The organism is Sphingobium sp. DN12 (assembly GCF_051058005.1).
Lineage (GTDB): Bacteria > Pseudomonadota > Alphaproteobacteria > Sphingomonadales > Sphingomonadaceae > Sphingobium > Sphingobium yanoikuyae.
In genome coordinates this window covers 769,308-783,432 of the sequence record NZ_CP173717.1, presented here as the reverse complement: position 1 = coordinate 783,432, position 14,125 = coordinate 769,308, and the positions used below count along the sequence as shown (strand labels likewise).

Annotated in this window: 16 protein-coding genes; 9 read left to right on the top strand and 7 right to left on the bottom strand. The window is 59.6% G+C overall.

Annotated features, from left to right (window positions below; genetic code table 11):
- Positions 1-399: 399 nt before the first annotated feature.
- A complete protein-coding gene (locus tag ACI6S0_RS03765; protein WP_434404988.1) occupies positions 400-1,287 on the bottom strand; it encodes a WYL domain-containing protein in 888 nt (295 codons plus the stop codon).
- A 175-nt stretch (positions 1,288-1,462) separates the two neighbouring features.
- Here ACI6S0_RS03765 and ACI6S0_RS03760 point away from each other — a divergent pair, with 175 nt between their 5' ends.
- From ACI6S0_RS03760 to ACI6S0_RS03740, 5 genes are read left to right on the top strand one after another with little or no spacing between them, the layout of a single operon-like run.
- Positions 1,463-2,410 carry a CBASS oligonucleotide cyclase gene (locus ACI6S0_RS03760; protein WP_434404987.1) on the top strand — a complete coding sequence of 316 codons (948 nt, stop codon included), beginning with the start codon at positions 1,463-1,465 and terminating at the stop codon, positions 2,408-2,410.
- The gene (locus ACI6S0_RS03755; RefSeq protein ID WP_434404985.1) at positions 2,410-2,907 is read left to right on the top strand and encodes a hypothetical protein; all 498 of its coding nucleotides are present in this window, start codon (positions 2,410-2,412) and stop codon (positions 2,905-2,907) included. The genes ACI6S0_RS03760 and ACI6S0_RS03755 overlap by 1 nt, the downstream gene beginning before the upstream one ends.
- Positions 2,904-3,800 (top strand): ATP-binding protein, encoded by an 897-nt coding sequence (locus ACI6S0_RS03750; protein WP_313229702.1) that lies wholly within the window; start codon positions 2,904-2,906, stop codon positions 3,798-3,800. The genes ACI6S0_RS03755 and ACI6S0_RS03750 overlap by 4 nt, the downstream gene beginning before the upstream one ends.
- The gene (locus ACI6S0_RS03745) at positions 3,800-4,966 is read left to right on the top strand and encodes a hypothetical protein (RefSeq protein WP_313229703.1); all 1,167 of its coding nucleotides are present in this window, start codon (positions 3,800-3,802) and stop codon (positions 4,964-4,966) included. The genes ACI6S0_RS03750 and ACI6S0_RS03745 overlap by 1 nt, the downstream gene beginning before the upstream one ends.
- The gene (locus tag ACI6S0_RS03740) at positions 4,963-5,508 is read left to right on the top strand and encodes a 3'-5' exonuclease (protein WP_434404983.1); all 546 of its coding nucleotides are present in this window, start codon (positions 4,963-4,965) and stop codon (positions 5,506-5,508) included. Before ACI6S0_RS03745 ends, ACI6S0_RS03740 begins: the two co-directional genes overlap by 4 nt.
- Here the strand turns inward: ACI6S0_RS03740 and ACI6S0_RS03735 are convergent.
- The 4 genes from ACI6S0_RS03735 to ACI6S0_RS03720 form a co-directional block, all read right to left on the bottom strand.
- Positions 5,492-6,112, bottom strand: coding sequence for a hypothetical protein (locus ACI6S0_RS03735; RefSeq protein ID WP_313229705.1), 621 nt, complete (start codon positions 6,110-6,112; stop codon positions 5,492-5,494). The genes ACI6S0_RS03740 and ACI6S0_RS03735 overlap by 17 nt on opposite strands.
- A complete protein-coding gene (locus tag ACI6S0_RS03730) occupies positions 6,109-6,588 on the bottom strand; it encodes a hypothetical protein (RefSeq protein ID WP_434404982.1) in 480 nt (159 codons plus the stop codon). Before ACI6S0_RS03730 ends, ACI6S0_RS03735 begins: the two co-directional genes overlap by 4 nt.
- Before the next feature lie 170 nt (positions 6,589-6,758).
- Complete coding sequence (locus ACI6S0_RS03725; protein ID WP_313229708.1) at positions 6,759-7,124, bottom strand: hypothetical protein; 366 nt, start codon at positions 7,122-7,124, stop codon at positions 6,759-6,761.
- A complete protein-coding gene (locus ACI6S0_RS03720) occupies positions 7,121-7,654 on the bottom strand; it encodes a hypothetical protein (RefSeq protein WP_313229709.1) in 534 nt (177 codons plus the stop codon). The genes ACI6S0_RS03725 and ACI6S0_RS03720 overlap by 4 nt, the downstream gene beginning before the upstream one ends.
- A 495-nt stretch (positions 7,655-8,149) precedes the next feature.
- Between ACI6S0_RS03720 and ACI6S0_RS03715 the strand changes: the two genes are divergently transcribed.
- The 3 genes from ACI6S0_RS03715 (at position 8,150) to ACI6S0_RS03705 (ending at position 10,799) form a co-directional block, all read left to right on the top strand.
- Entirely contained in the window at positions 8,150-8,776 is a 627-nt protein-coding gene (locus ACI6S0_RS03715) for a DUF4062 domain-containing protein (protein WP_313229710.1), read from the top strand.
- The gene (locus ACI6S0_RS03710) at positions 8,773-10,158 is read left to right on the top strand and encodes an RNA-binding domain-containing protein (protein WP_313229712.1); all 1,386 of its coding nucleotides are present in this window, start codon (positions 8,773-8,775) and stop codon (positions 10,156-10,158) included. The genes ACI6S0_RS03715 and ACI6S0_RS03710 overlap by 4 nt, the downstream gene beginning before the upstream one ends.
- A 287-nt stretch (positions 10,159-10,445) precedes the next feature.
- Entirely contained in the window at positions 10,446-10,799 is a 354-nt protein-coding gene (locus ACI6S0_RS03705) for a hypothetical protein (RefSeq protein WP_434404980.1), read from the top strand.
- Positions 10,800-11,504: 705 nt separating this feature from the next.
- On the opposite strand, the gene ACI6S0_RS03700 is transcribed toward ACI6S0_RS03705, so the two are convergent.
- Positions 11,505-12,335: an aldo/keto reductase gene (locus tag ACI6S0_RS03700; protein WP_031297415.1), complete on the bottom strand. Its 831-nt coding sequence runs from the start codon at positions 12,333-12,335 to the stop codon at positions 11,505-11,507.
- A gap of 73 nt (positions 12,336-12,408) precedes the next feature.
- Entirely contained in the window at positions 12,409-12,987 is a 579-nt protein-coding gene (locus tag ACI6S0_RS03695) for a TetR/AcrR family transcriptional regulator (protein WP_198382195.1), read from the bottom strand.
- A 138-nt stretch (positions 12,988-13,125) separates the two neighbouring features.
- On the opposite strand from ACI6S0_RS03695, the gene ACI6S0_RS03690 reads away from it, so the two are divergent.
- Entirely contained in the window at positions 13,126-14,115 is a 990-nt protein-coding gene (locus tag ACI6S0_RS03690; protein WP_066858773.1) for a zinc-dependent alcohol dehydrogenase family protein, read from the top strand.
- Positions 14,116-14,125 lie beyond the last annotated feature (10 nt).

Here is a 14,125-nt window from a genome sequence, read left to right as displayed (position 1 = left end):
TCCATTTTCTGGACCGGAATGTCAGTGCCCCTTATCAGGTCAACTGCCTGACTTAGGCAAGTGCCGAGATCAGCCAATCCGATCGCGGCGGTACTCAGAATATCAGAAGTACTAACGATCCTGTGCTTGGTCTGCACGCCTGTGACTTGGTTCAGTCCGTCGTGATGTGGATAGAGTAGCATCAACCGGGGGCAATCATAGATACGGGCAGAGGCCATCATCTGACAGTTGTCGGAGTGGCTCACCCCTGTTTGGGATCGTCGATTATCGGAGCCAGACGTTTAAATTTGGTATCGATGATGAGAACGGGCTGGCGCTGCTAACGCAAGATAATGTCCCGGCTTGATCTGGCGTCATGGCAATGCGCAATACAAGCGGAGGGGGGATGCCCCTCCGGTATCAAAGCGTCCAATCAGCTTGCTCAAGCGCCTGCTTGGTTTCAGCACCATTCCGAAGTACGATATGCTGTGTGCGCGCTTCTTTATTTTCTGGCGCATCGTTCAAGCCGAGACGCTTGAGCACGTAGAACAGCATAGCGTAACGAACTTCGATGCTTTTCGTACCATCAGCGTCCATGCTGTAGTCCTTGATGACCATCGCTTGTTGCTGTGGGCTCAGGTCAGGGTGCGGAGCGATGATGATCGCGAATTTTTCGTGCCAGAACCGATCCAGTTTACCGTTTTGACCAGGCTCGCCGAAGTCGCGGGTCTCAAAGATGCGGGGGATCAAGAAATCCTTGTACAGTCTTGACTGATGGCAAAATGCGCGGACATGCCATCGGAAACCGTCGTATCCCATCGCATGGGGCGTAATGCGCCGCCACACTGGAGTTGGACGCTCCTTGCCCATTGATTGGTAGAAGATGTCCAGCGACCGTTCTTCACGGATCGCTCGAAGAACGCTGTGGAGGCATTCCTCGTTGACTTCGCGTGTCGGACTTACAACGACATCTATCTCCGGAGGCTTGCCGATCCAGCTTTCACCCGATTCGAGAAGTCCTTCGCCCAGCGAACGCAGACGGCGCAGATAGTCGGTCGAGCCAGCCTTTAAAAACACGGGCTTGCAACCTTCCGCCGCGACATAGCGCTTGGAGACCTTATCGTAGGTCGCGTTCTCAGGCGCCATCTCCTGATACAACGTCAGGTCCTTGGAAGCCTGAGGTTCGGAGACGCTGAACATCTTCATGATGTCCGAACGTCGGATACCATCTTCCCAGAGCAATCGGAACTCGATGAACTCGAGGCGGCGTTCGACGCCCCATTTGATCTTCGATTGCTCTTCGGACATAAAACCTCACATGGGCGTAGAAAATATGTGGACATAGTTTTAATGCCCACGTAGAAACTACTCATATCGACGAATCATGTCAATCGCATCTCCCCAAGAACCGCGTTTCTTGGGCCCGGCCGCGCTTTGCCTTGAACGCACGATAACTCGATACCGTTTCACAAGGACTCTCCCAATGCCTCTCAGCAACACCCAATTGCGCTATTACGATAGCAACGTGCTGCGGCTTCCCGCCGACAAGCGGACCGAATATCACCAGCAGGTCGATCGCCTGATCGAGAACCTGCGCAAGAACGTCCGTGATAAGACGGAGATTAAGATCACGAAGGTGGTGAAGGCCGGCTCGTTTGCCAAATACACCATCCTTCGCAAGTCCGCTGACAGCCCGGTCGACGTTGACGTTGTCTTCTATGTCAGCGGCAAGGACGCCGGTTCTGAAACGGGCGAGAGCCTGAGCAAGCAGATTTACGATCTGCTTCTGGATCAGTACCCCAACAAGTCGGTCGAGGACTTCACGATCCAGCGTAAGGCTGCGACCGTGCAGTTCGTCAAGAGCGGCCTCAGCGTCGACATCGTCCCGGTTGTCCAGGATGAGAGCCGTGAGGATTATGGCTGGCAGTTCGATGTTCAGGACGGCACCAAGGTTCAGACCTGCGCGCCTTGTCAGATCAAGTTCGTCAAGGATCGTAAGGACAAGGACAGCGATTACCGGACGTTGGTTCGCCTGGCTAAGAAGTGGCGCAACCACACGGAGCTCAAGCCGCTCAAGTCCTTCGCCATTGAGTTGATCATGGCCTACCTTCTCGACAAGCAGGGGAAGGGCGGGAGCATCGAAGAGCGGTTCCGCCAGTTCCTGCTCTACATCGCGCAGTCCGGCCTGAAGGATGTGATCTCGTTCCCTGAGAACAGTGTCATCCGACCGGCCTTCAACGACCCGGTCGTCATTCTCGACCCGGTGTGCAGCTCGAACAATGTGGCTAGCCGTATCACCGAGGACGAGCGCAAGCAGATCGTTGCCGCCGCTCACAAGGCTTGGGAGACCGTCCACTTCGCGTCGACCGAGGATGACGATTCGGTCTGGAAGGAAGTGTTCGGCCGCTCTTTCAAGACGGAGGGTTCGTAATGAACACGATGACGCGCACGGCTTCGGCCTCCTACACGAGCACCGACGTCGAAAAGGTGGTTCTGCGCCTGAAGGCCGATTTTCGGATGATGGCTGAGAGCACTGGCGCTTGGTCCCTCGAAGAAGCTGATCGGTACGCTCACGACGTCGAGCAGCTCGCCAAGAAGGGCTATCTCGCCTGGGTGGATGTGACCCACCTTTACGGCACCACCGAGCTTCAGGCGGTCAAATACCATGTCGACACCGACGCGGGTAGCCTGACCAGCAGCAGGCCGGGCGGCGTGCGCTGGGATAAGGTTTCTGGTGCCTGGCTCCGGGTCGTCCTGCGGTACACGGCGGATTACGACGCTGACGCCAAGGACGCCATGAAGAACAAGCTCAAGGTCCTATGGAGCCCCACGACCGACGATACTAGCCACACCTCTCTGAGCGGGGGTGATGGTCGCAACTACACCAGCAACAGCTTCGGGCTGCAGCGGAAGGATTGGAAGAAGTGAGCAAGCCCTCTATTTTCGACAGCGAGACGGTCGTCCCTGACGCCACGCTGGCGCGGCGGGAGGCTACGCTTCTCGGTTTCGAAACGCGTTACGCGCGTGTCCATGACCAGATGCGTTTGCTGCTGAGCGGCGACAAGTTGCAGGCGTGGAGTCGTCAGTTCCATGGCGAGCGGTTGGCTATCTGTGACCGGGTCTCGGACCAGTACCCGTTGGTCATTTTCCACGGCGACGTCGGCACCGGTAAGACGGTGATGGCAGAAACCATCGCCAACAAGCTCATGACTGAAGCGAGGGTGGAAGACAGCGTGCTGTTCCGGCTCTCGAACCGCGTGCGTGGGACCGGCATGGTGGGTGAAATGGGCACGTTGCTCACTGAAGCCTTCCGCCAGGTGATCGAGGCTGCGGGCAAGAGCCGCCGCGCGGTCCTGGTTATTGACGAAGGCGATAGCCTTGCTGCGTCTCGTACGCAGGATCACAGCCATCACGAGGACAAGGTCGCGGTGAACACGCTGATCCAGGCCATCGATGATCTGCGCCGCTTCAATGGCCGTATCGCAGTCATCTTGTGCACGAACCGGCTGAGCGCCCTCGATCCGGCGCTGCGCCGGCGTGCGGCGGTGGTCGAGAAGTTTGAGCGTCCCACCGATCAGGAGCGTGAGCAGCTTCTCCAGATGGACTTGCAGGGCTTGAACCTCAACAGGTCGCAGCTCAGCGAGCTTGTTTCGGCCAGCGGGCCGCGCAAGGAGGAGCCGGGCTGGACGTTCTCTGACTTCCGTACGCGGTTCTACCCCGCCGCTGTCGCGCGCGCTTTCCCCAACGGCCCGCTGACGTTCGATCATCTGAAGTCGACGGCGCTGACCATCAGCGGCTCCAGTGTGATGGAGGACAAGTGATGCCAAGGTCTCCTCTTTTTGGTCGTCGGATCCATATCTCCGGCAGCATCGACAAAGATCCGTCGGTGGCGAAGGCCACCGACGTGGAAGCGAGCCGTGAGTTCGTTGCTGCGCTCGTGAAGCGTCTGGTCAAGCTCGGCGCCAACTTCGTGGTGCCGGTCGATGGTGAGCCTCACCGCGAAGTGGACGGCCTGCCGATCTGTTTTGACTGGCTCATCTGGGAATCGATCCGTGATGCGTACACCCAGCGGCCTGCCGGGGTTCCTGGGCCGATGGCCGTTGCCGTGCAGCATCATAAGACTAGGGACCAGATCCCGGCGCAGTTCGCTGAACTCTGGGACGAGCTGCGTGCCGGATCGATGGTTCGTCTGGAGAACGCCTCGCACTGGAACATGGCGGCTAAGCGTATGGAAGCCCAGGCGCGCAACGGTGACATCTTGATCACGTTGGGCGGGACTGACGGGGTGCTGTATCTTGCCAACCTTTACCACGAGGTTGGGCGCCCGGTCGTTCCGCTCTGTCTTCCTCTGGTTGGTCAGTCCGAGGGTAGCCGTCGCCTGTTCGATTTTGGGATGACTGGCGACAACAGCAGCCGACTTTTCCGAATCGCTGATGGGGGAAGTTCGCATGATGCGATGAACCGTATTTGGTGGGCGGAGCGAGACAGTCTTCAGAAGCGCGTCGACAGTTTGATTGACTTGCTGGAAGCCTTGGATAGGCCCCGGGCGTTCGGCGTGCGCCTGCTTGCCCCCAACGACCCTGACTTCGAAGACGTGCAGAATTTTTTCGATACGGTGGTCGAGCCGGTCATGACGGAAGATCTGGGCTATCAGTACGCGGTGATCGACGGCGTGCAGGGCTATGACCACGCTCGTATCGATCAGGACATTTTCGAGAAGCTGCACCGCAGCAGTTTCGTGATCGCCGACACCACTGGCTCTCGCCTGAACTGCTATCTCGAGTTGGGGTATGCGCTCGGTCGTCGCATCCCGACCATGGTCACCGCTCGTGAGAATTCGGAAACGCCGTTTGACCTGAAGACCTACTCGGCCCACCACTGGAAGACTGGTGGCACGGTGAAGGAAAAGCAGCGCGCTTTCCTTGAGCACTGGACGGCTATCCAGAACCGTCCGCCGTTGGTCGATGCTGGAGGACTTATCCTGTGAGCGATGCAAAGACCGAGGTGTTCATCTCGATCGACGTCGAGACGGCTGGCCCGATCCCTGGTGAGTATAGCATGCTCACCTTGGGGGCCTGCTTGGCGTATCCGCCCGGCACCGCCTTCTCTTGCGAGATCAAGCCGACCAGCAACAAGTTCGTGCCGGCCGCCCTTGAGGTGTCCGGCTTGTCGCTGGAACGACTGCAGGAAACCGGCCTTACCCCGCAAGATGCCATGAGCCAGTTCGCAGCATGGATTGGCGAAGTCTGCGGCCCTGATGGCCAGCCGGTCTTCGTCGGTCTGAACGCGCCCTTCGATTGGGCGTTCGTGAACTACTATTTCCATAAGTTCACCGGCGCCAATCCGTTCGGTTTCACCGCCTTGGACATCAAGGCGCTGTATATGGGCAAGACCGGCTGTTCGTGGGGCGATACGCGCTCGAGCCGCATCGCAGAGCGCGTGTCTCCGACAACTGAAAGCGATCACGATGCACTGCATGATGCCGTGTTTCAGGCGGAACTGTTCCGACTGGTCATGGCCCTGGCGTGACGGACGAGATCGTGTACGGTGAGCCGCCCTCCTTCTGAAAGCTGAGCCAGGCATTCCATGCCTCCTTGCAGCCATAATCCGAACAGACGTCGCGGGCTTGGCCGGTAAATCCATTCATCGACAATCGGCGTGCCGGAAGCAGGATATGGACGTGAGCGGCATTTGATGAACCCGCCAGATAGGGCAGATGGAGAACCATCAGCGCGGCCAACTGCTCCTGACGGACAAAGTAGCTCCGAACCCACGCCCGCACCAGCTCCCACCCCACATGCGGTGGCTGATCTGATGGCAGGGTCAGGGTGAACTGGGCGTAGCCGGTCCGCTCAGCCGCGGGCAGCATCGCATCATAGCGCTGCAGCAGATAGCTGAGGTCCATATATTCACCGCTGGCTGCATCAGGCAGCAGCAGGTCATGACGCGATGCCTTGTGCCCGGCGGGCGCCAGCTTCGCCAGGACCATTTCGGCGATACCGGCACGGTGGGCATCCTGCTTGTAGAAGTAGCGGATATATTTGAAGCTGCCGTCATCGGCAGGGCTCAGCGAGAAGCTGGACAGCAGTTCCGGCTCATTGGCCGTCGCAGGCTTTGATTTGCGCTTGCTCATGCCGCCTCCTGCCACTGCGTGCTGGTCTGCGCCGCCAGCGAGAGGCCGGCCTCGAAGCGCCGGGCATCGGGGAAAGGCGCATGGGAGGAGAATTGCAAACCGCGCCTGTGTGCCAGGATGAATGGCTGATCGACGTCGTCGGGCGGGCACAACCAGAAGCGGTCTTTGAACCATGCGCGCTGATAGCCGGTGAACCATTGGTCGTCTTTGCAACGGTAAATGTCGTAAGCCGCGACTGGACCTGAGAAGCGCGCAACCAGCAGGTCCATGGCATGTCGCCTGGCGATCGCGCCGAAATCATATAGCCCGATGTTCGATCCGGTCCTGGTTCCGACGATCAGGAGATTGGCGCCTCCCAGTAACACGGCATGCTGCGTGCCGTGAAAGCGCCGTTCCGGGCTGAAGTCGATCTGCCCGCCAATATCCGCCGCCAGCATCATGATCGCGCGATGGGTTGCTGCTTTGATCCACGGCAAGCCGTTCGCGCTCCCGAAGGAGCACGGTGTAACATTATTCTGCATATTGAGAGACTTTCGCGTTGAGGGCGCGCGGCAGCCGAGCGGTGCCGCGCCTTGCCCCTTTTTTCATTCCATTTGCTCAGCTGCCTGAGCCACTTCAAACTTGGCCTTCGCCGTAGCAGCGGCGCCTACTCGTCCGAGATTTTCCCCGGCTTCATGTAAATTGTGACCACCGGCGGCCTTTCTGGCTTGGAAAAGCCATCGCCGTGGGCCGGACAGAGGGTGGCAACGATGCGATTACGCATCAGCAGTTCTCCCGGCTCGCCGCATTTTTGGCAGGTAACCTTGGACCGCTCTTCGGCTGCGGCGACATAGGGTCGTGCTTCGGGAACCCTGGGCTCAAGATAAACCCGGAGCGATCCGAATTTCTCTTTCGCCTCGTCCACGCAGACTGAGATGCCGTTCGCGGCGAGATCAGCCAACAGGTCGCGGTAGAGCTGCGCCCAACCGGTCGGCAGGTGGTCCAGCCATCGAAGATTGTCGGTCCCGCTCATGCGTAATGTCCTCCGATCGACAGCTGCCAATGGCGTTTGGCGATCCAGAAACCTCGCCGTTCCGCTTCTGCCGTTGACCAAGGCAGAGTTAGCAGCGGACGAATACCGCTCTGATCGACCATGAATGCGCGCTTCTCGTCGCCTCCATCAGGATTTGTGGCCAGGTGGATCGGTCCGACAGGTTCCTGAAGCCACAGCCAGAGGCCCGTGACGAATTGGACCTCACCATCGCGGCACAGCAAGAGCGTAATATAGTTGCCGCCCTGCTTTCCTGAGCCGTGGCTCGGCTCGACCAGGAGAAGATCAGTTCGACACTCGGCAACGGCCTTGATGAGGGCGCCAAGCGAGAGCTTCTTGTGCCAATGTGCCATCACGATGTTGGCGCGGTCTACATATTCGAAGTCCGCCAGCACGGGCGGCATTATCGATGTGCAAGGCACAGGCGTCCAGCCGACCATCCCGGCGAATGCGCGAGCGGCTTCCTTCGCAAGCGCGGTGCGCTTGCGGTCTTCTTCACTGACATAGATCATTTGAGGTGGGTTCTTTCTCTCCGCCCTGCGGCGGCTGCGGCCGTCAGGGTGAGGATCAGATTTTCATTTCAACAGTGCAGCCAATCTCCCCCATTCAGCTGCCCCAGTTCCCCTAAGTTGAGAATCCGGAAACTCGAGAGCTTGCCAATCCGACTTGAGCGAAACGTAGCGGGACATCGAAACTGGCTCCGCAAAGTGAACGAAACTGCCTCGCCGTTGCACTAGAGACTCGTCGATGCGGGGTTGATCATCGCGCTAATGGATTAGGGAGGTGTCTGCGACGCGCCCAATCCAAGTCATTCAGCTTGCCAGACGGCTTCTTCAGAACCGGTCGTTCAGAGAGTCCCAGTAGCCATGATTCGGATTTTTCACGGAAACGCGGTTCGGCGGTTTGACTAGGCGCTGCCCGCGCGGCATTTGGAAGACGCCGATGATCGGCAGGGGGAGAGGTATGCCCACTGCCGACCGCCAAGCAAAGGGTGACGAGAAATTCGCATGGCCAAGCCGAAAAAGGCCAAACTGAAGCTTATGCTGTCGTCGGCGGTTTACGGCATGGAGGACCGGCTCGACCAGATCCACGGCCTACTGACCGGCTACGGCTACCAAGTGTGGAACTCGCACAAGGGCAGCCTGCCGGTGGTGCCCGGGCTGAGCGCGTTCGACACCTGTCTTGCCGCGGTCGATGCCTGCGACATCTTCTTTGGCATTATCCGCCCGCAGTACGGGTCGGGCGTGGCGGCGGCGGGTGAGAATTCGATAACGCACCGGGAACTGTCACGGGCGATCGAACTCGGCAAACCCCGATTTTTTGTCGCCGACGCAGTCGTAGTCAATGCACGGCGTCTTCTAATGGACCTTGGACACAAGGGGCCTGCCGGACGCGCCGACCTGAAGCTGGCAAAGGGCGCGAAGCTGATCGACGACCTCAGAGTGATCGACATGTACGAAGAAGCGATTCAGGACGCGATTCCGGTTGCGGATAGGACGAACAATTGGGTTCAGACCTACGGGGACAGGGATGACATTCTGCGGTATGTGGAAGAACAATTTGACCGGTACGAGGATTTGGAAGCTCTTGTGAAGAAGGCATCCCCTGCGGCCGCAGGAGACCCCACGGTATGATGGAGAAGACACTTCTTGTCCGTTTTCGCAAAGGCGAGGACGCCTCAAACGAATTCGTCGCCCGGGCAACTGCGATCGAGGCAATCGGGAAGACCGCGGCCGCATTCCTCAACACCGCGGGCGGAACAATCTACGTCGGGGTCGGCGACGATGGCTCACTGCACGGCGTCAAGGAGCCGGTTGAACAGTGCGTCGGAATGATCGAGCGCGAACTCAGCAAAAGGCTGTCGCCGTCCTCCTTCGTGACGGTGACCGTTGAGGATGTCTGCGATGTGCCGATCATCGTCATTGACGTACCTGCAGGGCAAGACCGGCCCTATGTCTTCGACGGTGCGATCTTCACCCGATCGGGTAGCCGCACCAGACATGCCGACAGCGCTGCAATTCGCAAGTTGGTCCACGTTCAGGTCGAGGCTCCAGAGCGTTGGGAGCGCCGTCTCTCGCCTTCGATGACCGAAGAGGATCTGGCGGTCGATGAAGTGCTGGCGACGGCGCGCGATGCGCGCGAGCAAGATGAGGGGTTTGCCGACCTGCGCGAGCCGCACGAAATCCTGCGCAGACTATCGATGTGGCGCGGCGAGGGATTCACGCAGGGCGGCGATGTCCTGTTTTCGCTGGACCCCTCGGTGCGGCATCCACAGTGCCGGGTCCAGTTTGTCGTTTTCGAGGAAGACAAGACCGGTGATGAATACCGCAATCTCAAGTGGTTGACTGGCCCACTGCTCGATATTGCCGAGCGGATCTCACGTGAACTCGAAAGCGTCAACGCCTCCCGCGTGTCCTTTTCAGATAGCCTCAAGCGCGACCAGCGTTCTCGTTATGCCCCGCGCGCCTTGCGCGAGGCGCTCGTCAACGCGCTCGTCCACCGCGACTACTCAGCCTATTCGGGAGGCGCTCGCGTCGCCGTCTATCCTTCGCGGATCGAGTTCTGGAACTCGGGGAGTCTTCCAGACGAACTCAGCACGTCGGATCTCAGGCGGGAGCATCCTTCGGTTCCGATCAATCCTGACATCGCCAAGGTCTTCTACCTGCGAGGGCAGATGGAGCAACTTGGTCGCGGGACCTTGAAGATCATCAGGGCCTGCGAGGATATCGGAGCTCGCAAACCGAAATGGGAGAGCCGAAAGTCCGGGGTCACGCTAACGATTTACGCCGCTGGCGAGAATCGGGGTGAGACGTCCGACCTGAATGATCGGCAGACCGCATTTCTTAGTGATGCAAACCCCGGATTCGCGATTTCGCCTGCCGACTACGCATCCGCTTACGCTAAGGGCCTGACTGCCCGCTCAGTGCGGCGCGATTTGGTCGATCTCGAGGATCGCGGTTTTGTCCGGCGTGAGGGCGCGGGTCCCGCGACGGTCTATGTGCGTCTCGACATGTAATCCGGACATATGGGGACATCGTTGACAGAAGAGATGTCCGGTTTTGCAGCGGTACCGTCCCCGGTTTGCGCTATGCACAGCCTGACTATGCGGACATCAATTGCTGGATGCGGACATTCGAGAAGTCTGTAGGATGTCCGAATTACACAATTTATAAACCGCGCCGCCGACCGAGATTGGGAAATCCAAGAGGGGCGTAAAGCGCCTCGCGTCCCGGTCGACCCGCTCCTCGGTGGTGGATCAAGGCTATTCGAAGCTACCGCTGGTTCGCCGCGAACACGAAAGGATTGCTGGCGTCCGGCGATGAAGACAGTTTCCATTTCTTTCTTGTGGATCACCGCATCACCACGCTCCCGAAACTGGTCGCTGCCATGCCGCGACTTCAGCACGGCATGGCAGCGCTGCAGGATGCGGTCCGATGGCTTAATGTAGCCAACTCGCGCCCAAGCAATTTCTCAAGCTTTGCCTCACGCAATTCCTTCCTTGTGGATGAATGGCTACTCGCCGGTAGCGCGCTTTTTTTTCAAGTTCGCCATATCCGCTTTGCGCCCATCCTTGCCACTCAATTCCAGCTATCCAGCGCCAGGAAGCCGACCTTCAGCTATGACGTGGCATGGGACAGTGCTGCCGTTCCAAATTGATAGATCGGATGGCAGCTCCTGTCTGGAGCCGACATACATCGTTTGCCTGACTGGCATCACAGATCGGCAGAAAGTGGGCCGATTGTTGACCGTCCTCTTTTGGGGAGAAATCGGCTAAAGCTGCCGTCAAGCAGCTGACTCTTAATCAGCGGGTCCTAGGTTCGAGCCCTAGTGCGTCCACCACATTTCCCTTTTTCGTAAATCAGATACTGAGCTTGCGAGATCGGGCTATTGAGAGCATTTTTTTTGCTAAGCAGCTCTCTAGGTAGCAGAGCGCTAATTCGGCGCTGCAGTGCAGTGAACGGTTCATGGCCTGCGCTCTGTCGAACTGAGCTTGAGCGAGTAATCGGCTCACCTTCCCGCCAGCGGCGCACGCTGGGATGGCAGCTCGGAAACTCAGGCAGCGCGGTGTCGTGCTGACAGCTAGGCCGCCCGAGCGCCCGATGGACAAGAATGACGCCCTTGGCTGGATGCCCTGCCAGCTCGGATACGCCCCATAGACGGTAAGAACGGTCAGACGGTTATTCGTGGAGGCTAAGAGCAGATTGGGGCCAGGGGCGCGATAGGCCTGGTGCTCGAACCGTCAGTCGCGCAGCACCCGCTCGATAGCGGTGTCGACACTGGTCCGATCACCGCACCGCTGAGCGCCTACCGCCGATCCGGTTTGCGTTCTGTTCCTTCGAGCGATAATATCGTCATCTGACGCTAAAGCATCTCGAGTGGACGGCGGTCGCGGGGCCTGGGAAATTCCGCATCGAGTGTCGCAATGTCGGCGTCGGAGAGCACGATATCTGCGGCCGCGCGGTTCTCCCGCACATGTGCAATCGAACTCGCTTTCGGGATGGCGATAAGGCCATCGTGGCGCAACGTCCAGGCAAGTGCGACCTGCGCAGGGGTTGCGCCAACCTGGGCCGCTACTTTGTCGAGGGCGGGATGGCTTGAGAGGCGTCCCTGCTCGACGGGACTATACGCCATCACTGGCACTTTGTGCTGGGCGAGCCACGGCAACAGGTCCAACTCAGGGCCTCGACGGACGAGATTGTAGAGGATCTGATCGGTCACGCAGCCATCCCCGCCGGCAGCGATAAGCTCGTCCATATCGTCGGTATCGAGATTGCTGACACCCCAATGCCTGATTTTCCCCGCTGATTTGAGCGCCTCCAATGCCTCCACAGTCTCAGCGAGCGGCACCGATCCCCGCCAATGGAGCAGGTAGAGGTCCAGCCGGTCGGTGCCGAGCCGCTTCAGGCTCGCCTCGCATGCATCGGCAAGGCGGGAGCGCGATGCGTTCTGCGGATATGCCTTGCTGACGAGGAACAACTGGTCGCGAACGCTGCCCAGCGCCTCGGATATCAGCGTTTCCGCCGCACCATCGCCGTACATTTCGGCGGTATCGATGAGCGTCATGCCCAGTTCGACACCGGCGCGTAGCGTGGCGATCTCATCGGATCGGCGCTCGGCACGTTCGCCCATCTTCCAGGTGCCTTGACCCAGTGAAGGAACCACTTCCCCGCCGGGCAATGTCACGTGTTTCATGTGCTTTCGTCCTATGAGATGAGTTCGACTGTTCGGTCGGGGGGCAGATTGGCAGATGACCACCATGAAACGATCATATCGCGGCCGGCCATCGATCGAGCGCCATTTTGGCGATGGAGAGCAGTTCGTTGATCGTAGCGCCGTCGCGCGCCTGAACGGACATGCCTTCCATGACCGTATTGATGAATTTGCCTAGCACGGCCGGATCGGTGTTGGCCGCAAGCTCGCCCTGCGCGGCGCCGCGTTGCAGACGCTCGATTAGGAGGGCCTCCGCCGCGATACGCTTGTCGCGCAGCAGGCATTCGATGGCGGCGGACGCCGGCGAAACGGCTGCCGCTGCCGAATACATGAAGCAGCCGGCCGGCGTTCCAGGTTCCGAGAATGATGACGCCGCTCGTTCCAGCAGGCCTTTGACGGCTTCGTAGGTGGACAACGCCGGATCGTTGATGGGTGCATAGAGGTGGACGCTGAACGTCGCGGCGTAACGTTCGATCACCGCCGCAAACAGCCCCGCCTTGTTGTCAAACGCTGCATAGAGACTGGCGGCGGCGACGCCAGTCTCCGCCACCAGATCGGCCATCGATGTCGCCTCGTAGCCGCGCTGCCAGAACAGCCGCACCGCCTTGTCGAGCGCAGCGTCAGTGTCGAACACACGAGGGCGACCTGCGCGGCGACGGGCTTTCGTCTCTGTCATCTCTGATGCACGATATGGAACGATCGATAAATAATATCTTGAAACGGGTGGTCCGCTCCCTTACAGAACGATCATTAAATAATCAAGGAGTCTCCAATGAGCCGCATCGTCCGTATCCATGAATATGGCGACGCCAGCGTCCTCAGGATTGAAGATGTGGCAGTGCCCGGGCCCGCGGCCGATGAAGTGCAGATCGCGGTGAAGGCGATAGGCATAAACCGCGCCGAGGTGATGTTCCGCAACAATGCCTACCTTCAGGAAGCCGAGTTCCCGAGCCGCCTCGGCTACGAGGCTGCCGGCACTGTCGTTACGGTCGGCGCGGACGTGACCGGGTTTGCGGAAGGCGAAGCCGTCAGCGTCATCCCCCCGCTCGATATCGCACGCTGGGGCACCTATGGCGAAGTCGCCAACGTGCCCGCCCGCCTCGTCGTCAAGCATCCGGCGGCGCTGTCGTTCGAGGAAGCGGCGGCCGTGTGGATGCAGTATGTCACCGCCTGGGGTGCACTGGTGGAGCAGGCGAAACTCGGCGAGGGCGATTTCGTCATCGTCACAGCTGCCTCCAGCAGCGTCGGCCTTGCGGCCTTCCAGATTGCGCGGATGGTCGGCGCGACGGTAATCGCGACGACGCGTACCGGCGCCAAGCGCCAGGCCCTGATCGATGCCGGTGCGCATCATGTCGTCGCGACCGGGGAAGAGGACCTGGTAGCGAGGGTGATGGAGATAACCGATGGTCAGGGTGCGCGCGTGGTGCTCGATCCGGTCGGAGGCCCGTCGTTCGAGCCGCTGACCGAGAGCATGGCACGCGGCGGCATCCTGCTCGAATATGGCGCGCTCAGCGGCGAACCGACGCCGTTCCCGTTGTTCTCCGTGCTGGGCAAGAGCCTCACGCTCAAGGGGTATCTCTACAGCGAGATCGTCTCGGACGATGCCGCCCTCGATCGCGCCAAGGCGTTCATCGTGGCGGGTCTGGAATCGGGCGCGCTCAAGCCGCGGATCGCGCGCACTTTCCCGCTCGACGCCATCCAGGACGCTCACCGCTTCCTCGAATCGAACGACCAGATCGGCAAGGTCGTCGTTACGGTCTGACCGGCATACC

What these genes read in the sequence shown, in the direction of transcription:
- ACI6S0_RS03715 (WP_313229710.1), top strand. Translation starts at nt 8,150, where the DNA reads ATGGCCAAGCCGAAAAAGGCCAAACTGAAGCTTATGCTGTCGTCGGCG.
- ACI6S0_RS03700 (WP_031297415.1), bottom strand. Translation starts at nt 12,335, where the DNA reads ATGAAACACGTGACATTGCCCGGCGGGGAAGTGGTTCCTTCACTGGGT.
- ACI6S0_RS03745 (WP_313229703.1), top strand. Translation starts at nt 3,800, where the DNA reads ATGCCAAGGTCTCCTCTTTTTGGTCGTCGGATCCATATCTCCGGCAGC.
- ACI6S0_RS03720 (WP_313229709.1), bottom strand. Translation starts at nt 7,654, where the DNA reads ATGATCTATGTCAGTGAAGAAGACCGCAAGCGCACCGCGCTTGCGAAG.
- ACI6S0_RS03690 (WP_066858773.1), top strand. Translation starts at nt 13,126, where the DNA reads ATGAGCCGCATCGTCCGTATCCATGAATATGGCGACGCCAGCGTCCTC.
- ACI6S0_RS03765 (WP_434404988.1), bottom strand. Translation starts at nt 1,287, where the DNA reads ATGTCCGAAGAGCAATCGAAGATCAAATGGGGCGTCGAACGCCGCCTC.
- ACI6S0_RS03735 (WP_313229705.1), bottom strand. Translation starts at nt 6,112, where the DNA reads ATGAGCAAGCGCAAATCAAAGCCTGCGACGGCCAATGAGCCGGAACTG.
- ACI6S0_RS03725 (WP_313229708.1), bottom strand. Translation starts at nt 7,124, where the DNA reads ATGAGCGGGACCGACAATCTTCGATGGCTGGACCACCTGCCGACCGGT.
- ACI6S0_RS03710 (WP_313229712.1), top strand. Translation starts at nt 8,773, where the DNA reads ATGATGGAGAAGACACTTCTTGTCCGTTTTCGCAAAGGCGAGGACGCC.
- ACI6S0_RS03755 (WP_434404985.1), top strand. Translation starts at nt 2,410, where the DNA reads ATGAACACGATGACGCGCACGGCTTCGGCCTCCTACACGAGCACCGAC.
- ACI6S0_RS03760 (WP_434404987.1), top strand. Translation starts at nt 1,463, where the DNA reads ATGCCTCTCAGCAACACCCAATTGCGCTATTACGATAGCAACGTGCTG.